The following is an 18691-nucleotide window of genomic DNA, read 5'->3' as shown; positions in this document are numbered from 1 at the left end:
CGAGCTAAACCGACATCTGCATGCCGAGCTCGACCACGCGTTCCGGCGGGATGCGGAAGAATTCGATGGCGCGGGCCGATTGGTTGGCGAGCATGATGAAGAGCCGTTGCTGCCAGAAAGGCATGCGCGCCTTGGGCGAGGTGCGGATGGCGCGGCGGCCGAGGAAATAGGAAGCCTGGCGCGGGTCGATCGACAGGCCAAAGGGCTCGCACATGCGCAATGCCGCGGGAACGTCGGGCTGCTCCATATAGCCGAAGCGCGCCTCGACCAGGAAGGCACCCAAAGCGAGCTTCCTTACCGAGACTCGATCTTCGCGGGGCACGCGCGGCACTTCCATCGTCTCGACCGAGATGAATACCAGTATATCGTGCAGCACGCGATTGTGCTTCAGGTTGTGCATGAGCGCGCTGGGCGCGTAGATCGGATCGGTCTGCAGGAAGACCGCGGCGCCGGCGACGCGGGTCGGTGGGCGCCGCTCCAGCGTCTCGAGCAATCCCTCCAGCTCGACGCTGTCGCGACGCAGCTTCTCCGCCAGCAGAGAGCGGCCGCGCAGCCAGGTCAGCATGGTCACGATGATGGTGAGGCCGATCAGCACGGGCACATAGCCGCCGGCAATGAGCTTGGCGCTGTTGGCGGCAAAGAAAGTGAACTCGATCACCAGGATGATGAGGAGGACGGGCAGCACAACCGCCGGCGGGAAATGCCGTGCATGCCAGAAGACGATGAGGGCGAGGGCGGTATCGATGATCATCGAGATATTGACGGCGATGCCATAGGCGGAAGCGAGGCTGGCGGAGGACCCGAACAGGAGGACGAGCAGGATGACGCCGGCGAAGATCAGCCAGTTGATCTGGCCGATATAGATCTGGCCCTGCTCGGTGTCGCTTGTATGGGTGATGTTCATGCGCGGCAGGAGGCCGAGCGATATGGCCTGCTGGGCGATGGAGAAGGCGCCGGTGATGACAGCCTGGCTGGCGATCACCGTTACCATCGTGGCGAGTATGACGAGCGGGATCAGCCCCCAGGACGGCGCCATCAGGAAGAACGGGTTGCTGACCGCCTCCGGATTGGCGTGCATGAAGGCGCCCTGGCCCAGATAGTTCAAGATCAGCGCCGGCAGCACGATGAAAACCCAGGCCATGCGGATGGGCGTGCGGCCGAAATGACCGAGATCGGCATAGAGCGCCTCACCTCCGGTTATGGCCAGGAACACGCCGCCAAGGATGACAAGCGCCATGCCGGGCTCGCTGACCAGCAGCCTCACCCCAAAGACCGGGTTGAATGCCTGGAAGACCGTCAGATCATCGCCGATATGCATAAGACCCAGCACCGCGATTGTGATGAACCAGATCGTGGTGATGGGCGCGAAGAGGGAGGCGACGCTGCCGGTGCCGCGGAACTGGAAGGCGAACAGCGTTGCCAGTATGAAGAGGGTGACCGGGACGACAAAAGTTTCGAAGGCCGGATTGATGACGGCCAGGCCCTCGACGGCGGAGAGCACCGAAATGGCGGGGGTGATCATTGCGTCACCGAAGAAGAAGGCGGCGCCGACTACTCCCAGGATGAGAACGAAGCCGCGGCGCCGCCTGAGCGCCTGCTCGGCCAGGACGACAAGGGTGAGGATGCCGCCTTCGCCCTTATTGTCGGCACGCATCAGAATCAGCACATATTTGATGGTGACGATGAGGATGAGCGCCCAGATCAGGAGTGATGCGACGGAGAGGATTTCCTCGCGAACATCGCCCCCCTTGCCCGCGATATGGGCGAGCGACTCCCGCATGGCGTAGAGAGGGCTCGTTCCGATATCCCCGAACACCACCCCGATGCTGGCAAAGGCGAGCTTCAGCTTGCGACGGAATTCCGCCCGCCCGCTTTCATCGCCGGCCAATTGTGTGTCACTCATGCTTTGCCCCTGTCAGGGCCTGCCCCGGCGATAGCCACTGCCCGGTCACTCCACCGTTACGACGGAGCGGCATTCAGCAGGAAGGCCTGTAATGGTCAAGGGCTTGGGCGGCTTGGGCGGCGGCGCGTCAGGCTTGGTCTTGGGCGGCTTCCAGGGCGCGTCGCTATACCAATAGGCCAGTTCTTCGCCGCAGCCCGTGCCGTCCTTGGGGTTGGGCGTCCACTGGTCCTTGCATCCGCCGTTCTGGCATTTGATGCGGATGTGGAAGTGGTAGTTGTGCCCATAATAGGGACGCACCTTGGCAAGCCAGGAGCGGTCGCCCGTGGCCCAGCGGCACAGCTCCTTCTTGATCGGCGGGTGGACGAAGATGCGCGCCACTTCGGGATTGGAGGCGGCGCGCCGGATGAGGCGGGCATGCGCTTGCGTCCACACGCTGAAGTCCATGGTCTTGCGGTCCTTGACCACCAGCTTGGGGCTGATCGTCTCGCGCTCCTTGTTGGAGAGCGTGCGGTCGGGCATCTGCATCAGCCACACATCGGCATCGAGGCCGATCTGGTGGCTGGCATGGCCGGTGAGCATCGGGCCGCCGCGCGGCTGCGAAATGTCGCCCACCATCAGTCCGTTCCAGCCGTCCTTCTCCTTGGCGTCCTCGGCCAGCTTCTCGAGCAGGGCGATGAGCTTCGGATGCCCCCAATTGCGGTTGCGCGACAGCCGCATGACCTGCCAGGCCGGTCCGTTCACCGGCAGCGCTGCCGCACCTGCCAGGCAGCCCCTCGCATAGGTGCCGAAAGAGCGCGCCGCCATGCTGGCCGCCGGCGTCTTCTGCGCGCCGAACAGCTTCTTGGCCGGAATCTCGTTGATCGCCTGGTTGGCGATTGCCGCGAGCGTCGCTGAGTCCTTGCTCTGGGCGAGCGCCGCGGTGAAAGGGACGAGCAGGAGCAGAAGGATGGCGGCCAATCGGTGCACGGCTTCACTTCTTTCTGAATGAATCGAGGGAAATCACGCGTCCGGAATCAACCTCGCCGACGGGCGCGGTTTCCGCCGCGGCAATAGCAGGCTCCACTGTCGCCGCCGGCTTTGCGGCGGCGGCTTCCGGCTCCCTGGCCTGATCCTCGACTTTCACGGTCTCGAATTGCAGGCCGAACTGGATATGGGGATCGAGGAAACCCTTGATGGCGTTGAACGGCACGACAAGCTTCTCGGGGACATTGTCGAAGGAGAGCTCGACCTCGAATTCATCATCGCGCACCTGCAGGTTCCAGTATTGATGCTGGAGCACGATGGTCATCTCGCGCGGATATTTCTTGTCGAGGCGTTCCGACAGGCGCACGCCGGGATAGCGAGTATCGAAGGCAATGTAGAAATGGTGCTCACCGGGCAGTCCCGTCTTCATGACCTTGCGCAATGACGCGCGCACGACCCCACGCAGCGCTTCCTGCGCCAGAAGGTCGTAACGCATCAAATCTTCAGCCATTGCCCGGATTCCTGCAGCACAAACGATTCATGGCTATCATATACAAGGTGGCGCTGGCGGAAGTCATTAAATTGAAGGGGATGGAAGTGCAGGCTTCTGTTGCCAGGTGCCTGCGAACCCCGCCTCAGCCGGCAAAGGCCAAGGGCTTTGATTTCGGCTTATCGCGCTGCATTAAGCAGCGAGAGCGGCCGGAGCATAGTTGTCATTGGCAACTATAAAATGGCCCGTTACGTCGGTACCATCTCGGGCAAAAGCACACCCTTTACGCCCTCGTCGATCCTATTTCGCCCCCAGCAGGGGCCGCGAAGCTCATCGCGGTCCGTGGTGGAGGCGCCGGGTACCGCCCCCGGGTCCGATGGGTTTATTACGATGGCCGTTTATCGCCATAGCCGCCCTTGCGGGTAGCGGCTTCAATATAGGCGCATGGGCGGCGGATGAAAAGGGTGCTCATTACGTCGAGGTAAGTGGCTTTTGCCATAGTTTTCCGCAAAATAGCCACGAATCGGAACCCTAATGACAGACCGCATTGGGCGGGAACGCTGGACCCTGGGGGAAGCACCATGAGTGACGACTACGCTGCCGACATCCGGAAATACACTGCCAAAGTCGATGACCAGGCCGTGGCGGCCATCGTGAAGTTCTGCGGCATCGCGTTGCGCGGCGCCGATTCCAAGTGGGTGTCGATGACGGACGACGCCGAGGTCCAGCGCGTGGTGAACGGTTTCTGCGCCAAGAAGCTCGACCTCGACCCCAAGACGGCCGAAGCCGCAGTGAAGGCGGTCGGTGAGAAGATGAAAGCCGACAAGACCAAGCACCGCGTCACGGTCTATTACCTGGTGGCCGAGCACACCGGCACGCTCGGCAAGCTTGCCTGATTTTCCATGTTGTTGACGGCGGGGCGGCAGCCCCGCCGTTTTCGTTGAGATTGGGGACCGGAATCGGCTAGATTCGCCCCATGCAGCAATATCTCGACCTCATGCGCCATGTGCGCGACCATGGCGCGCGCAAGGATGACCGGACCGGAACCGGCACGCTCTCGGTGTTCGGCCACCAGATGCGCTTCGATCTGGCGCGCGGCTTTCCGGTGCTCACCACCAAGAAACTGCATCTGCGCTCGATCATCCATGAGCTGCTGTGGTTCCTGAAGGGCGACACCAACATCGGATATCTGCGCGACAACGGCGTCACCATCTGGGACGAATGGGCCGACGCGGACGGCAATCTTGGGCCGGTTTATGGTGCCCAGTGGCGCTCCTGGCCGGCACGCGATGGGTCGACCATCGATCAGATCGCCGATGTCATCACCCGCATCCGCAAGAATCCCGATTCGCGCCGCCTGATCGTGACCGCGTGGAATCCGGCCGATGTGGACAAGATGGCGCTGCCGCCCTGTCACTGCCTGTTCCAGTTCTATGTCAGCAACGGCAAGCTGTCATGCCAGCTCTATCAGCGTTCCGCCGATATCTTCATCGGCGTTCCGTTCAACATCACTTCCTATGCGCTGCTCACCCACATGATCGCGCATGTGACCGGGCTTAAGGCCGGCGATTTCGTGCATACGCTGGGCGATGCGCATCTCTATCTCAATCATCTCGACCAGGCGAACGAGCAGCTCAAGCGCACGCCGTTGCCGCTGCCGCGTCTCGTCATCAAGCGCGACGTGAAGGAGATCGACGCGTTCAGGTTTGAAGATTTCGAGATCGCCGGCTATCAGTCGCATCCGCATATCGCGGCACCGGTCGCGGTCTAACCCGCAATGGTTTTGCTCGGGGCAGACTTCAGCGCAGGGCTGCGTCACCTGCTTTACCAGCCTTCCAATCCAACAGGCCCTTGGCGGGCCACCGGCATTTTCATCGTGCTCGTGCTTGTCAATCAGCTTGTCCTGCAGGGTATCTTTGGTGCCGCCATAGCGGCTTTCGGTGCCTCTGATTACCTTTCCTTTCAGGAGGGACGGCCGCGCGGTGCGTTGTTGTCGATCCTTCCGGCAGGACTCTTGACGGCGTGTCTCGCCTGGTTCTTGGCGCGCCAGCGCGGCGCCGATCCCAAAAAAGTTCTGGCGTTGCATGTTCCGGCCCTGGGCCTCATCGGCTGGGCCGCGATCATCGCCGGATTTCTCATCACAATGAATTTCCTGATCAATGTTCTGGTTTGGGTGTTTGGACTGGATCTCACTTCGACCGGAATGGTCGAGCAGATGGTCATGCAAATGAGCGATGATCCACTCTACCTCCTGATCGCCGGCGGGCTCATCATCGGTGCTCCCCTTGCCGAGGAGCTGATTTTTCGCGGACAGATCTTCGCGGCGCTGTCGCAAACACCGATAGGCATTGTTGGCACGTCCGTCCTAACCTCCGCCCTGTGGGCGGCTATGCATGCTACGACTCAACCGCCACCATATGTCATCGGCCTGTTGTTCCTGATGGGCCTGGTATTGTGCTGGCTGTTGGTCCGTTTCGGCAGCCTGTGGGTGACGATTGCCTGTCATGCGGCATGGAATTCCGTCCAGGCAATTGCCCTCTATCTGTTGGCACAACAATGACGATCGAGGTGAGGCCGATCCGGCCGGGCGAAGGCGAGGCGCTGCTGAAGATGACGCGAGCGCTGGCGGAGTCGCATGGCTTTCTCGACAAATACACGGCCACCGCAGCCGATCTGGAGCGGGCGCTGTTCGCGCCGCATCCGATCGTCGGCTGTCTGCTGGCTTTCGACAATGATGAGCCGGCAGGCTGCGCCTTCTGGCATCGGAGCTTCACGACATCGCGCGGGCGCGAGGTGATGTATCTCGAGGACCTCTCGGTGCTGCCCGAGCATCGGCGCAAAGGGATCGGGCGGGCGCTTCTGAAGGCATTGGCGGTGGAAGCGCGCCAGCGCGGTTTTCCCAGCATCTACTGGCTGATGAAGGGATGGAATGACCGGGCAAAGGCGCTCTATGCCGAAGCCGGGGCCGAATGCGATGAGGGCCTGTGCTATTATCGCCTGGCGGATGACGCGCTGGTCCGGCTGGCGGAGAGCTCCGCATGAAGACGCCGCGCATTGCCTTCGTGGTCGCGGTAGCGCGCAACGGCGTGATCGGGCGCAAGGGCGGATTGCCGTGGCGGGTCTCCTCCGACCTCAAGCGCTTCAAGCAGATCACCATGGGCAAGCCGGTGATCATGGGACGCAAGACCTGGGAGAGCCTGCCGAAGCGTCCCTTGCCCGGTCGGCTCAATATCGTCATCACGCGGCATCGCGATTATGTGGCAGATGGCGCCATCGTCGTGGCGAGCGCCGATGAGGCGATCATGCGCGCGCGTGAGGTCCGGCCCGAGGAAATCTGCGTCATCGGCGGCAGCGATATCTTCAACCTGTTCCTGCCCATGGCGGATCGCCTCTATCTCACCGAGGTCGATCTGGTCCCGGAAGGCGATGTGTTCTTTCCTCCCCTTGATGCCGCGCAATGGCAGGAAACGTCGCGGGAAGTCCATGAGCGTGCGGAAGGCGATGATGCGGGCTTCGTGCTGCGCGTGCTTGACCGGAAGTCTGCCGCGCCGCAGTATTGAATGATGATTCAATATCCCCTCAATCCTGATGTCGTCATCATCGGCGCCGGTGCCGCCGGCATCGGCGCCGGACGTGCCTTGGCCAAGGCGAAAATCCCCTTCATTATCATCGAGGCGAAGGATCGCATCGGCGGTCGGGCCTTCACCGACACGACGAGCCTTGGCCATTTGTGGGATCATGGCTGCCATTGGTTCCATTCGGCGGACAAGAACGTCCTGCGCAACCTCGCCGAGGAGGTTGGCCACAAATACCGCAGCGAGCCGCGTACCGGCGTGATGCGGGCCTTTATGGATGGCCAATGGAAGAACGACCGGCTGCGCGAGGATTTTGTCTGGGGGGTTCTCGGCGATGTGGCGGAGGCGGGCCGTGACGGCCGAGACATTCCGGCCGCAGCACTGCTCGATCAGAACCATCCCTGGTATCCGATGGCGAAGCATTGGCTGGCCCTCATGTATTCGGTCGAGCCCGAGGAGATTTCCACCCGTGATGCCGGCAATTATGACGACACCGGTCTCAATCTGCCGGTCGAGGACGGCTATGGCGCGTTGATCGCCAGGCTGGCGGCTGGCCTGCCGATCAGGACCAGTATCGCCGCCACGAGAATAAGTGCCCGCGGCAAGGAAGTGCTGGTCGAGACCAATCACGGCACGATCACGGCCAAGGCGGCGATCGTCGCCACCCCGGCCCGGATGCTCGAGACGGGGAGGCTCGGCATCGACGGTCTGCCGTCAGAGATCGCCCAGGCCTTTGCCGATGCGCCGATGGGCTATTACGAGAAGATCGCCGTCGCATTTGACGGAAAAGTGTTCGATGGTTTCGATGTGCCCTATGCCGATATCTTCGATCCGGTAGCCGCCACGACGCATCCGCTCAATTTCGAGCTGCATCCCTTCGGAAGGCCCATTGCCGTGACTCATATTGCCGGGAACTTCGCCCGCGACATGGAGCGGGAAGGCGAGGCGGGCATGATCGATTTCGCTGTCTCAGCCCTCGTCAGGGCGTTCGGTTCCGACTTGAGAAAGCGAATCAAGAAAGCGACTACAACCCATTGGTCTTCCGACATTTTCATCAATGGCGCCTATTCCTGCGCCAGGCCTGGCAAAGGTGCTGCCCGCAAGGCTTTTGCGGCGCCGATCCAGGAACGTATCTTCCTCGCGGGTGAGCATGTGCATCCAACGTTCCAGGCGACGGCGCACGGGGCTTTCGAGACCGGACTCTTCGCCGCCGAAAAGGCTATAATGGCGCTGGGACACATGACGACAGGCGCGAAGCGAACGCTTCCCGCTTAAATCAGCGGATTGGACTTCCGCGCTGCAAATTCCTATATGAGCGCGACCAACAATCAAGGGTGAGAGTCGATGCCGTGGAATAAGGATGGGGGTGGCGGAGGCGGTAAAGGCCCATGGGGACAAGGACCCTGGGGGCAGGGGCCAGGCGGTCCGTCGGGTGGCGGCAATCGCGGCCCGACGCCACCCGATCTCGACGAGCTGATCCGCAAGGGGCAGGACAGCCTCAAGAACATCCTTCCCGGCGGAACCGGCGGTCGCAGCACCTGGGTCATCTTTGTCCTCGCCGCCCTCGCCCTCATCGCCTTCAACAGCGTCTATCAGGTGCAGGCCGACGAGCGCGGCGTCGTGCTGAGACTCGGCAGCTATTCGCGCACCGTCAATCCGGGCCTGCATTTCGCCATCTGGCCGGTCGAGACGCTGGAAACCGTGCAGGTCGAGTCGGAGCGGCAGACCTCGATCGGTGCCGTCGCCAATGAAGGGCTGATGCTGGCGGGCGACCAGAACCTGGTCGATATCCGCTTCACCGTCCTGTGGAAGATCAAGAATCCGGAAGAATATCTGTTCAATGTGAGCGAGCAGGAAAAGCTGGTCAAAGTGGTGGCCGAAAGCGCCATGCGCGAGATCGTCGGTCGCACGCCCGCCGAAGAGGTGCGCACCACGGGCCGCCTTGCCGCGCAGGACCAGGTCATGGAGATCACCCAGACGACACTCGACAGCTATTCGGCCGGCATTCTCGTCACCGGCCTCAAGCTCGAGAAGGCCGATCCGCCGGCGGAAGTGCTCGACGCTTTCGAGGAAGTGCAGCGCGCCGAGCAGGATCAGGCGCGCTCGATCAACGAAGCGGATCAGTATGCCAATCAACGCCGCCGCCTGGTGGAAGGCGAGGCGGCGAAAGTCATCGAGGACGCCAAGGGCTACAAGGCACGCGTCGTGCTGGAAGCGCAGGGCGAGGCGCAGCGCTTCCTCTCGGTCTATGAGCAGTACAAGAATGCCAAGGACGTGACCCGCCAGCGCATCTTCCTCGAAACTCTCGAAGACATCCTCGCGCAGTCGAACAAGGTGATCATCGAGGGCGGCGAAGGCCAGGGGGTGGTTCCCTACCTGCCGTTGCCCGAGATCCAGAAACGCCAAGACATGACGCCGCCGCCGGCGCAGGGAGCCAACCAATGAGCCTGTTCAGATCAACCGGTATCATCGTCCTTGCCGTCCTCGGCCTGATCGTCTGGTCGTCGACCTTCATCGTCGATGAGCGCGAGAAGGCGCTGGTCCTGCGTTTCGGCGAGATCAACCGGATCGTCGAGAAGCCCGGACTCTATTTCAAGATCCCGGTTGCCGACGACGTGGTGCCGATCGAAGACCGCATGATCGTGTGGACCAGCGACAATATGAGCGTCCAGGTGGTCGACGGGCGGCGTTATCTCGTCGATGCCGTGACCATGGCGCGCATCGTCAATGCCCAGCGCTTCCGCGAGACCGTCTCGGCCGACATCTCGCGCGCCTGGGACCGCATCAGGACCCGTCTCGATGCGGCGCTGCGCCAGACATACGGCAAGCGCACCTTCGATGCGGCGTTGTCCAAGGATCGCGCCGTCATGATGCGCGAGATCCGTGACCAGGTTCGGTCCGAAGCGCTCAACAACGGTATCGAGATCGTCGATGTCCGCATCGTGCGCACCGACCTCATGGATGAAGTGCTGAAGAACACCTATGAGCGGATGAGCTCGGAACGCATCGCCGAAGCCAAGGACCTGCGCGGTCGCGGCGAGGCGCGCAAGATCGAGATCATGGCGCAGGCCGACCGTGCCTATACCGAGAAGCTTGCCGATGCCCGCCGCCAGTCGGAGGTCATCCGCGGCGAGGGCGAAGGCGAACGCAACAAGGTATTCGCCGATGCCTTCCAGCAGGATCCCGAATTCTTCGCCTTCTACAGGTCGATGCAGGCCTATGCGAAGAGCCTGTCGAGCAGCGGCACCACGCTGGTGCTGAAGCCGGATTCGGACTTCTTCAAATATCTCGGCATGGACAAGGCCAAGCCGCCGGTGCCCTGAGCCAGGCCATGAGCGATTTCATCACGGCCCTCGGTCTCGTCTTCGTGATCGAGGGCCTTGTTTATGCCTTTGTTCCGGGCCATCTGAAGACGGTGATCGCGCTGATGCAGACCACCCCGAATGACAGCCTGCGGCTTGGCGGGCTCATCGCAGCCGCCTTCGGCGTGGGGCTCGTCTGGCTTGCCCGCTCGGTGCTCGGATCATGAAATCGTGATCGCGCATCGCTTGCAGGTGACGTGCGTTGGACGCTTACTCAAGCCAAGAACTGACGGAGATTTCGGATTATGAGTGGAACGGTGAAACGGGTTCTGGCCGCGGCGGTTGCCGCCCCGCTGGCTTTCGCGGCTTTCGACGGTTTCGTGCCGCAGGCGCCTGCACAAGCCCAACAAATTCAACAGCTTCCCTCGATCGCCGACCTGGCCGAGAAGCTCTCGCCCTCGGTGGTCTCGATCGCCACGACACAGAAGGTCGCGGGCGGGGTGCAGCTGCAGATTCCCGATCTGCCGCCCGATGTTCCCTTCCGCGACATGTTCGAGGATTTCTTCAAGCGCCAGCGCCCGGGCGGGCGGCCTGAGCCGCGCACCGTCAATTCGCAAGGCTCGGGCTTCGTGGTCGATGCCTCCGGCATCATCGTGACCAACAACCACGTGATCGAGCAGTCGGAAGACATCACCGTCGTGTTCACCGACGGCACGAACCTCAAGGCGGAACTGGTGGGCCGCGACGCCAAGACCGATATCGCGGTTCTCAGAGTGAAGCCGGTGAAGCCGCTGACCGCGGTCAGCTTCGGCGATTCGGACAAGCTCAGGGTCGGCGACTGGGTGCTCGCCATCGGCAATCCCTTCGGCCTCGGCGGCTCAGTGTCGCTGGGCATCGTCTCGGCACGCAACCGCGACATCAATGCCGGCCCCTATGACGACTTCATCCAGACCGATGCCGCCATCAACAAGGGCAATTCGGGCGGCCCCTTATTCAACCTGCAGGGCGAAGTGGTGGGCGTGAACACCGCCATCTATTCGCCGTCGGGCGGCTCGGTCGGCATCGGCTTCTCGGTTCCCGCCGCCACGGTCAGGGGCGTGGTCGACCAGCTCAAGCAATATGGCGAGACGCGGCGCGGCTGGCTCGGCGTGCGCATCCAGTCGCTGACCGATGATCTCGCCGAAGGGCTCGATCTCGGCAAGACGCAAGGCGCACTCATCGCCGAAGTGACGCCGACGGGACCTGCCGAGAAGGCCGGCCTCAAGCCGCGTGACGTCATCACCGAATTCGACGGCAAGCCGATCCGCGAGATGAAGGACCTGCCGCGCGTCGTCGCCGACACGCCGATCGGAAAGAAGGTGACCGTCAAGGTCATGCGCGAAGGCAAGCCGGTCGAGATCACCGCCGAAGTCGGACGGCTGGAGGATGGCGAGAAGATCGTCGCCTCCGCCAATCCCGAGAGCAGCCCACAGACCGATACGGCCGACACGCTCGGCATGAAGCTTTCGATCATCACCGACGACCAGCGCAAGCGCTTCAACATCGATGAGGGCCTGCAGGGCGCCATCGTCACCGAGGTCGATCCCAACGGGCCGGCGGCGGAAAAGCGCATCGAGCCGGGCGATGTCATCACCGAAGCCGGCCAGAAGACGGTCGCCAATCCGGGCGACGTGACGGCGCGCGTCAAGGATGCCGAGAGCGCGCAAAAGAAGTCGGTGCTGCTGTTCGTCGCCAAGGGCGGCAAGCAGAGCGAGATGCGCTTCATCGCCGTCAGGATCAAGAAGGACTGATCGAGCGGAGCACTCCCTACCCAAGGGAGTGGTCGAGCAAAAAATAGAGCGCCGAAAGGCGCTCTATTCGTTCGTGTAAAGAGAATTGGTTAGCTCGTCTCGCCCTTGAGCCTCGAATTGCAGAGGCTGTAATAGCCGCCGCCCTTCTGGATCCATTTGAGGCCGCCCAACGCGTTGCTCTCCTTGTTGGCGTAATACTGCTGGAGGCAGGTATGCATGCGCGCCTTGCCTTCCGGCTCTTTGGAGAACTTGCTTGAAATGCCGCGCGGGAACTTGACGCCCTTGGGCGCGGCCGTGGTCGGGCGATCCGGCTCGTTGGTGTAGGTCGCCTCGTCCTCGGCCGGCACTGTCTCATCGTCCGCCGCATCGGCGCTGCATTTGGCCTTGCGGAAGTCGTTCCACTTCAGGCTGCCGAGCGAATTGTCAGCCTTGGCCGCCTGGTATCTGGCGCTGCATTCCTTCATCGACAGGCCGCCGCCCGAGGCGGTCGAGGCCTTGGTGACCTTGGGCGCCTCGAACTTGGCCGATGCGCCCGGGCCGCATTGCTCCTTGCGGAAGTCGTTCCACTTCATGCCGCCGAGCGCGTCGGCTTCCTTGGCCGCCTGGTATTTGGCGCTGCATTGCTTCGAGGTCAGGCCTTTCGCGTCATCATCATTGCCGGCCGCCGCCTTCTTGGTCTTTTTCTTCGCCGCAGGCTGGTCGATCTCGGCCGAGGCGCCTGGTCCGCACTGCGCCTTGCGGAAGTCGTTCCACTTCATGTCGCCGAGCGTTCCGGCTTCCTTGGCCGCCTGGTATTTGGCGCCGCACTGCTTCGAGGTCAGGCCTTTCGCCTCATCATCGTCGCTGGCCGCCGTCTTCTTGGTCTTTGTCTTCGCCGTCGGCTGGTCGATCTCGGCAGAGGCGTCCGGTCCGCACTGCGCCTTGCGGAAGTCGTTCCATTTCATGTCGCCGAGCGTGCCCGCTTCCTTGGCCGCCTGGTATTTGGCGCTGCATTCCTTGGTGGTGAGAGCGCTGGCAGGACCAGCAGCAAAGCACGCGGCCGCCAAGGCGATACCCGCCAGGGCGGTGAGACGAATCATATTCATAGAGGCCTCCATCGATGCCAAGGCATCAGTGGCCCAACTTAACAAAAAGGTGATGACGAAAAAAGCCTTGTTGCCCTTGGGGATAGGGCGTTGGCAAGCAAGGTTAAGATGCGAACTCCTCCTGCCAGTAGCCTTGCAGATAGAGGAGGGCAGTGAGGTCGCCATGGACAATGCTGACGGCGGCCGCTTCGCGCACCTTGGGCTTGGCGTGGAGCGCCACGCCCAGGCCTGAGGCCTGCAGCATGGGGATGTCATTGGCGCCGTCGCCGACCGCGATCGTGTCTTCGAGAGAGAGGCCCAGCCTGTGGGTCAGGTCGGTGAGCGCCTGAACCTTGGCATCCTTGCCGAGGATCGGCTCGCGCACACCGCCGGTGAGCTTTCCGTCCTCGATGAGGAGCTCATTGGCGCGATGCTCGTCGAAGCCGAGTTCCGTCGCCACATGGCCGGTGAACTGGACGAAGCCGCCGGAGACGAGGGCGGCATAGGCGCCATGGGCCCTCATCGTCGCGATCAACGTCCTGCCGCCCGGCGTGAAGGTGATGCGCTCCTTCAGGACCCGGCCAATTGCGGCTTCGGGAAGGTCCTTCATCAGAGCGAGGCGCGCCTTGAGTGCCTGCTCGAAATCGAGCTCGCCCCGCATGGCGCTCAAGGTGATCGCCTTGATGCGATCGCCGACACCGGCAAGCGCCCCCAGCTCATCGATGCATTCCTGGCCGATCATGGTCGAATCCATATCGGCGATCAGCAGGCGCTTGCGGCGCTGGCTGCGATGCTGCGCCGGTACGATGGCGACATCGATCGGATGGTCCTTCACGAGGAGGCCAAGCTCGGCGCGGAGCTCAGGGGTGGCCGTGGCGACGAATGTCTCAAGCACCTCACCCTTGCTCAGCCATTGCGGCGGATGTCCCGTAAGGTCACGCAGACGGCTCACCATCGCCGGACCGATTGCGCGCGAGCCCGGGGCTGCTATGAGAATGACAACGGAGTCCATGAGGCCATGCCTTCGGAAAAACGAGCGGTGCTTATCGCAGGACCGACCGCCAGCGGCAAGTCGGCGCTCGCCATTGCGTTGGCGCTGGAGGAGGGCGGCGTCATCGTCAATGCCGATGCGATGCAGGTCTATCGCGACCTGCGCATCCTCACCGCCAGGCCCAGCGAAGAGGACGAATCCCAGGTTCCACACCGGCTTTATGGCCATGTTCCGGGGGCGAGCGCCTATTCGGTGGCGCGCTGGCTGGCGGACGCGTCAGCCGAGATCGACGCCGTCTGGCGCTCGGGCCGTGTGCCGGTGATCGTGGGCGGCACCGGGCTCTATTTCAAGGCGCTGGAGCAGGGACTGGCCGATATCCCGCTGATCCCGCCCGACATCACCGAGAAATGGCGGGCCGCCAAGGGCGATCTCCATGCCGAGCTCGCCAAGCGTGACAAGGGGGCCGCGGCCAGGCTCAACCCCAATGACCGCCAGCGCATCATCAGGGCCATCGAGGTCTTCGAAGGGACCGGCAAGCCGCTCGATCACTGGCAAAGGGCGGCCCAGGGTTCCGCCGTGCTGGCCGGGGTCGAGGCCCGGCGCATCTTCCTCAATCCCGACCGCAAGACCCTCCATGCCCGGGCGAATGCGCGTTTCGAGCGCATGGTTAAGGAAGGCGGGATAGAAGAGGCAAGGTCGCTCCTGGAGCAGGGGCTCGGTCCCAATATGCCGGTCATGAAGGCGATCGGCGTCAAGCAGATGGCGGCCTATCTTGCCGGCCAGACCCCGCTGGAGGAGGCCGTCAAGGCAGGCCAGACGGCGACCAGGCAGTATATCAAGCGCCAGCTCACCTGGTGGCGGCACCAGATGCCGGGCTGGGAAGAGAGACGCGCTTGACGTTTTCCTCCTCGCCCACTACAAGGCTCGCCATGAACCAATCTCTCGTTCTTATCGTAGGAATGCGCGTCGCCGGGGCAGCCTAAGCTGCCGCGATACTGGCTGACGCGCAAAGGGCTCCCTCGGGGGCCTTTTTTATTGCCTGCGATGGAACGAAGACGTGAGACAAGGACAAGGAAGGAACTGGACGATGGCTGGCCGAAGCGATGAGCAGATGACGGGCGCCGAGATCATTCTCAAGGCGCTGGCAGACCAGGGGGTCGAGCACATATTCGGCTATCCGGGCGGCGCCGTGCTCCCGATCTATGACGAGATCTTCCAGCAGGACAAGGTGAAGCACATATTGGTGCGCCACGAGCAGGGCGCCACCCATGCGGCGGAAGGCTATGCCCGCTCGACCGGCAAGCCCGGCGTCGTCCTCGTCACCTCTGGCCCCGGCGCCACCAATGCGGTGACCGGCCTCACCGATGCGCTCATGGATTCCATCCCGCTCGTCTGCATCACCGGCCAGGTGCCGACCCATCTCATCGGCAATGACGCCTTCCAGGAATGCGACACGGTCGGCATCACCAGGCCCTGCACCAAGCACAATTATCTGGTGAAGAACGTCAACGACCTGGCGCGCATCCTGCACGAGGCCTTCTATGTGGCGACCAATGGCCGCCCGGGTCCGGTCGTGGTCGACGTGCCGAAGGACGTCCAGTTCGCCAAGGGCACCTATGTCGGCCCGAGCAACATCCAGCACAAGACCTACCGGCCCAAGGTGAAGCCCGACCAGAATGCCGTGCGCGCCGCGATCGACATGATCGCCGGCGCCAAGCGGCCGATCTTCTATACCGGCGGCGGCGTCATCAATTCGGGCCCGGCGGCTTCGAAGCTCTTGCGCGAATTCGTCAAGCTCACCGGATTCCCGGTGACCTCCACCTTGATGGGGCTTGGCGCCTTTCCCGCTTCCGACAAGCGCTGGGTCGGCATGCTCGGCATGCACGGCACCTACGAAGCCAATATGGCGATGCATGGTTGCGACGTGATGATCAATATCGGTGCGCGCTTCGATGACCGCATCACCGGCCGTGTCGACGCCTTCTCGCCCCACTCGCGCAAGATCCATGTTGATATCGATCCCTCGTCGGTCAACAAGAATGTCCGCGTCGATTTGCCGGTCATCGGCGACTGCGCCCATGTGCTGGAAGACTTCATTCGGGTGTGGAAGGCCAAGCAGAACCAGGTCGACAAGGCAGCGCTCGCCCAGTGGTGGAAGCAGATCGACCAGTGGCGGGCGAAGGACAGCCTCAAATACAAGCCGCGCAAGGAAGTCATCATGCCGCAATATGCGATCGAGCGGCTCTATGCGCTGACCCGCGGCAAGGATGTCTATATCACCACCGAAGTCGGCCAGCACCAGATGTGGGCGGCGCAGTTCTTCAAGTTCGAGGAACCGAACCGCTGGATGACCTCGGGCGGGCTCGGCACGATGGGCTATGGGCTTCCCGCCACGATCGGCGTGCAGATGGCGCATCCCAAGAGCCTGGTCATCGACATTGCCGGCGACGCCTCGGTGCTGATGACGATGCAGGAGATCTCGACCGCGGTGCAGTACCGTCTGCCGGTCAAGATCTTCATCCTCAACAACCAGTATATGGGCATGGTAAGGCAGTGGCAGCAGTTGCTGCATGGCAACCGCCTGTCGGAGAGCTATTCCGAGGCGCTGCCCGATTTCGTCAAGCTGGCGGAAGCCTATGGCGCGGTCGGCATGCGGGCCGAAAAGCCGGCCGAGCTCGACGGCGCGATCAAGGCGATGATCGAGGTCAACTGGCCGGTGATCTTCGATTGCCGCGTGGCGAGCCTCGCCAATTGCTTCCCGATGATCCCCTCCGGCAAGGCGCATAATGAGATGCTGCTCGGCGAAGACGTGCCGGATGAGGAAATCGAGAAGGCGATCGGCGCCGAAGGCAAAGTCCTGGTCTGAGGAGAGAGAAAATGAACATGCAAGCGCAACCGGCTTCCGCCTATTTCCTCGACGACCGCAAGCAGGCGATCGAGACGCATACTTTGTGCATCGTGGTCGACAACGAGCCGGGCGTGCTGGCGCGCGTCATCGGCCTTTTCTCGGGCCGCGGCTACAATATCGACTCGCTCACCGTCTCCGAGACCGAGCACGAGGCGCATGTCTCGCGCATCACCATCGTGACATCGGGCACGCGCAACGTGATCGAGCAGATCAGGACGCAGCTCGACCGCATGGTGCCGGTGCATTCGGTGGCCGATCTCACCGTGCAGGGCAACGCCATCGAACGCGAGCTGGCCCTCATCAAGGTGGCGGGCAAGGGCGAGAAGCGCATGGAGGCGTTGCGCCTCGCCGATGCCTTCCGCGCCCGCGTCATCGACGCGACGACCGAGAGCTTCGTCTTCGAGCTCACCGGCAAGACCAGCAAGGTCGATCAGTTCATCTCGTTGATGCAGCCTTTGGGACTTGTGGAAGTATCGCGCACCGGCATTGCCGCCATCTCACGCGGGCCGGAGGGAATGAAGATATAGCGCGAAATGGACACTTCCTCGAACAGACTGCGCGTCGCCGTGCTTTTCGGCGGGCGCTCCGCCGAGCATGATGTTTCGGTTCTCTCGGCAACCAATGTCGTGCGCGCGCTGGATCCGGCGAAATACGATGCCGTTCCGATCTTCATCACTCGCGAAGGACAGTGGCTGTTGAGCGGCGTCACGGATGGCGCCCTGGCGCAGCCGTCGAGCGGCATAGAAGTCTGCCTTGTGCCGGGCGGGCAGGGGCGCATGACGGCGGTTCCGGCAAATGGCGCGCCTTAGGAGTTGCCGGCCATCGGAATCCTCTTCCCTGTGCTGCATGGACTCCATGGCGAAGACGGCTCGGTGCAGGGGCTTGCCGAGGTGGCGCGCGTACCACTCGCCGGCTGCGGCATCCTCGGTTCCGCGACCGCGCTCGACAAGGATATTGCCAAGCGTCTGCTGAATGAAGCGGGCCTGCCTACCGCGCGATCCGTCACGATCCGCCCTGATGCGGCGCCGGCCTTTGCGGAACTCGAGGGCGTCCTCGGTCTTCCGCTTTTCCTCAAGCCGGCCCGACAGGGCTCTTCCGTCGGCGTGAGTAAAGTCGCAACCGAACAAGACTATGCGGCGGCGCTTGCCGAAGGCTTCAGGCACGACAGCAAACTGCTGGCCGAAGAATTCGTTCGCGGCCGGGAGATCGAATGCAGCGTGCTGGAGGATGCGGGAGGCGGTCTCTTTGTTTCCCGACCCGGCGAGATCGTGCCGGCGGAAAGCCATGGCTTCTACAGCTACGACGCCAAATATATCGACAAGGATGGAGCGGTTCTGAAAGTGCCGGCGGAGTTGCCGGAAGAGACAGAGGGCAGTATCCGCGCGATGGCTGCGAGAGCCTTCCGGGCGCTCGGCTGCGATGCCATGGCGCGGGTTGATTTCTTCATGACGCCGGACATGCGGTTGCTCATCAATGAACTCAACACCATTCCCGGCTTCACCGATATCAGCATGTATTCCAAGGCGATGGCCGCAAGCGGTGTCGGCTATTCCGAAATCATCGATCGGCTGGTGGCGCACGGACTCGCGCGCGCCGGGGCGAAAGCAGGTTAGGACTTTACCGCCAAGTGGTCTGAAAAAATCGTCCTAAAGCGGACATTTTTGACCGTCCACTCCATTGGTAGACAAGGCTGTCTTCAGACCTT

General features: G+C 62.6%; 18 protein-coding genes, 1 other RNA gene and 1 pseudogene. 14 read left to right on the top strand and 6 right to left on the bottom strand.

Annotated features, from left to right (window positions below):
• Positions 1–4: 4 nt before the first annotated feature.
• The 4 genes from DT068_RS24435 to ssrA all read right to left on the bottom strand — a co-directional run bounded on the left by DT068_RS24435 (position 5) and on the right by ssrA (position 3822).
• Entirely contained in the window at positions 5–1903 is a 1899-nt protein-coding gene (locus tag DT068_RS24435; protein ID WP_119392517.1) for a potassium transporter Kup, read from the bottom strand.
• 45 nt (positions 1904–1948) lie between these two features.
• Positions 1949–2869, bottom strand: a complete 921-nt coding sequence (mepA, locus tag DT068_RS24430) for a penicillin-insensitive murein endopeptidase (RefSeq protein ID WP_119392516.1) — start codon at positions 2867–2869, stop codon at positions 1949–1951.
• Between the two features lie 4 nt (positions 2870–2873).
• Positions 2874–3377 carry an SspB family protein gene (locus tag DT068_RS24425; RefSeq protein ID WP_119392515.1) on the bottom strand — a complete coding sequence of 168 codons (504 nt, stop codon included), beginning with the start codon at positions 3375–3377 and terminating at the stop codon, positions 2874–2876.
• An 85-nt stretch (positions 3378–3462) separates the two neighbouring features.
• Positions 3463–3822: a transfer-messenger RNA gene (gene ssrA / locus DT068_RS24420) on the bottom strand.
• Positions 3823–3937: 115 nt separating this feature from the next.
• Between ssrA and DT068_RS24415 the strand changes: the two genes are divergently transcribed.
• From DT068_RS24415 to DT068_RS24370, 10 genes are all read left to right on the top strand, one after another.
• Positions 3938–4252: a DUF2853 family protein gene (locus DT068_RS24415; RefSeq protein ID WP_119392514.1), complete on the top strand. Its 315-nt coding sequence runs from the start codon at positions 3938–3940 to the stop codon at positions 4250–4252.
• A gap of 80 nt (positions 4253–4332) precedes the next feature.
• On the top strand, positions 4333–5127 hold the full coding sequence (locus DT068_RS24410) for a thymidylate synthase (protein ID WP_119392513.1): 795 nt from the start codon (positions 4333–4335) through the stop codon (positions 5125–5127).
• A gap of 6 nt (positions 5128–5133) precedes the next feature.
• Positions 5134–5916, top strand: coding sequence for a CPBP family intramembrane glutamic endopeptidase (locus DT068_RS24405; protein WP_119392512.1), 783 nt, complete (start codon positions 5134–5136; stop codon positions 5914–5916).
• The gene (locus DT068_RS24400) at positions 5913–6398 is read left to right on the top strand and encodes a GNAT family N-acetyltransferase (RefSeq protein WP_162914423.1); all 486 of its coding nucleotides are present in this window, start codon (positions 5913–5915) and stop codon (positions 6396–6398) included. Before DT068_RS24405 ends, DT068_RS24400 begins: the two co-directional genes overlap by 4 nt.
• Entirely contained in the window at positions 6395–6916 is a 522-nt protein-coding gene (locus DT068_RS24395) for a dihydrofolate reductase (RefSeq protein ID WP_119392510.1), read from the top strand. The genes DT068_RS24400 and DT068_RS24395 overlap by 4 nt, the downstream gene beginning before the upstream one ends.
• A complete protein-coding gene (locus DT068_RS24390; RefSeq protein ID WP_119392509.1) occupies positions 6917–8206 on the top strand; it encodes a flavin monoamine oxidase family protein in 1290 nt (429 codons plus the stop codon).
• 69 nt (positions 8207–8275) lie between these two features.
• Entirely contained in the window at positions 8276–9376 is a 1101-nt protein-coding gene (gene hflK, locus DT068_RS24385; protein ID WP_119392508.1) for an FtsH protease activity modulator HflK, read from the top strand.
• Complete coding sequence (gene hflC, locus DT068_RS24380; protein ID WP_119392507.1) at positions 9373–10254, top strand: protease modulator HflC; 882 nt, start codon at positions 9373–9375, stop codon at positions 10252–10254. The genes hflK and hflC overlap by 4 nt, the downstream gene beginning before the upstream one ends.
• A gap of 8 nt (positions 10255–10262) precedes the next feature.
• On the top strand, positions 10263–10460 hold the full coding sequence (locus DT068_RS24375) for a DUF2065 domain-containing protein (protein WP_119392506.1): 198 nt from the start codon (positions 10263–10265) through the stop codon (positions 10458–10460).
• Positions 10461–10538: 78 nt separating this feature from the next.
• Positions 10539–12023, top strand: a complete 1485-nt coding sequence (locus DT068_RS24370) for a DegQ family serine endoprotease (protein ID WP_119392505.1) — start codon at positions 10539–10541, stop codon at positions 12021–12023.
• Between the two features lie 89 nt (positions 12024–12112).
• Here the strand turns inward: DT068_RS24370 and DT068_RS24365 are convergent, their stop codons facing one another.
• Positions 12113–13108 (bottom strand): hypothetical protein, encoded by a 996-nt coding sequence (locus DT068_RS24365; RefSeq protein WP_119392504.1) that lies wholly within the window; start codon positions 13106–13108, stop codon positions 12113–12115.
• 103 nt (positions 13109–13211) lie between these two features.
• Positions 13212–14099, bottom strand: coding sequence for a phosphoserine phosphatase SerB (gene serB, locus DT068_RS24360; RefSeq protein WP_119392503.1), 888 nt, complete (start codon positions 14097–14099; stop codon positions 13212–13214).
• A 27-nt stretch (positions 14100–14126) separates the two neighbouring features.
• On the opposite strand from serB, the gene miaA reads away from it, so the two are divergent.
• The 4 genes and pseudogenes from miaA to DT068_RS24340 all read left to right on the top strand — a co-directional run bounded on the left by miaA (position 14127) and on the right by DT068_RS24340 (position 18599).
• Complete coding sequence (gene miaA / locus DT068_RS24355) at positions 14127–14975, top strand: tRNA (adenosine(37)-N6)-dimethylallyltransferase MiaA (RefSeq protein WP_368905119.1); 849 nt, start codon at positions 14127–14129, stop codon at positions 14973–14975.
• A 190-nt stretch (positions 14976–15165) separates the two neighbouring features.
• Entirely contained in the window at positions 15166–16944 is a 1779-nt protein-coding gene (locus tag DT068_RS24350; protein WP_119392501.1) for an acetolactate synthase 3 large subunit, read from the top strand.
• A gap of 11 nt (positions 16945–16955) precedes the next feature.
• Positions 16956–17513 (top strand): acetolactate synthase small subunit, encoded by a 558-nt coding sequence (gene ilvN / locus DT068_RS24345; protein ID WP_119392500.1) that lies wholly within the window; start codon positions 16956–16958, stop codon positions 17511–17513.
• 6 nt (positions 17514–17519) lie between these two features.
• Positions 17520–18599 (top strand): annotated as a pseudogene (locus DT068_RS24340) (D-alanine--D-alanine ligase family protein).
• Positions 18600–18691 lie beyond the last annotated feature (92 nt).

It is taken from the genome of Taklimakanibacter lacteus (assembly GCA_003576695.1).
In the GTDB taxonomy this organism is placed as follows: domain Bacteria; phylum Pseudomonadota; class Alphaproteobacteria; order Rhizobiales; family Aestuariivirgaceae; genus Taklimakanibacter; species Taklimakanibacter lacteus.
This window is presented reverse-complemented; position numbering and strand designations above follow the sequence as displayed.

Excerpts from the sequence above, each read along its gene's own strand:
- ilvN (WP_119392500.1), top strand. The coding sequence starts at position 16,956 with ATGAACATGCAAGCGCAACCGGCTTCCGCCTATTTCCTCGACGACCGC.
- serB (WP_119392503.1), bottom strand. The coding sequence starts at position 14,099 with ATGGACTCCGTTGTCATTCTCATAGCAGCCCCGGGCTCGCGCGCAATC.
- hflK (WP_119392508.1), top strand. The coding sequence starts at position 8,276 with ATGCCGTGGAATAAGGATGGGGGTGGCGGAGGCGGTAAAGGCCCATGG.
- DT068_RS24390 (WP_119392509.1), top strand. The coding sequence starts at position 6,917 with ATGATGATTCAATATCCCCTCAATCCTGATGTCGTCATCATCGGCGCC.
- DT068_RS24365 (WP_119392504.1), bottom strand. The coding sequence starts at position 13,108 with ATGAATATGATTCGTCTCACCGCCCTGGCGGGTATCGCCTTGGCGGCC.
- DT068_RS24425 (WP_119392515.1), bottom strand. The coding sequence starts at position 3,377 with ATGGCTGAAGATTTGATGCGTTACGACCTTCTGGCGCAGGAAGCGCTG.
- DT068_RS24405 (WP_119392512.1), top strand. The coding sequence starts at position 5,134 with ATGGTTTTGCTCGGGGCAGACTTCAGCGCAGGGCTGCGTCACCTGCTT.
- hflC (WP_119392507.1), top strand. The coding sequence starts at position 9,373 with ATGAGCCTGTTCAGATCAACCGGTATCATCGTCCTTGCCGTCCTCGGC.
- DT068_RS24415 (WP_119392514.1), top strand. The coding sequence starts at position 3,938 with ATGAGTGACGACTACGCTGCCGACATCCGGAAATACACTGCCAAAGTC.
- DT068_RS24400 (WP_162914423.1), top strand. The coding sequence starts at position 5,913 with ATGACGATCGAGGTGAGGCCGATCCGGCCGGGCGAAGGCGAGGCGCTG.
- DT068_RS24395 (WP_119392510.1), top strand. The coding sequence starts at position 6,395 with ATGAAGACGCCGCGCATTGCCTTCGTGGTCGCGGTAGCGCGCAACGGC.
- DT068_RS24435 (WP_119392517.1), bottom strand. The coding sequence starts at position 1,903 with ATGAGTGACACACAATTGGCCGGCGATGAAAGCGGGCGGGCGGAATTC.
- DT068_RS24375 (WP_119392506.1), top strand. The coding sequence starts at position 10,263 with ATGAGCGATTTCATCACGGCCCTCGGTCTCGTCTTCGTGATCGAGGGC.
- DT068_RS24370 (WP_119392505.1), top strand. The coding sequence starts at position 10,539 with ATGAGTGGAACGGTGAAACGGGTTCTGGCCGCGGCGGTTGCCGCCCCG.
- DT068_RS24410 (WP_119392513.1), top strand. The coding sequence starts at position 4,333 with ATGCAGCAATATCTCGACCTCATGCGCCATGTGCGCGACCATGGCGCG.
- DT068_RS24350 (WP_119392501.1), top strand. The coding sequence starts at position 15,166 with ATGGCTGGCCGAAGCGATGAGCAGATGACGGGCGCCGAGATCATTCTC.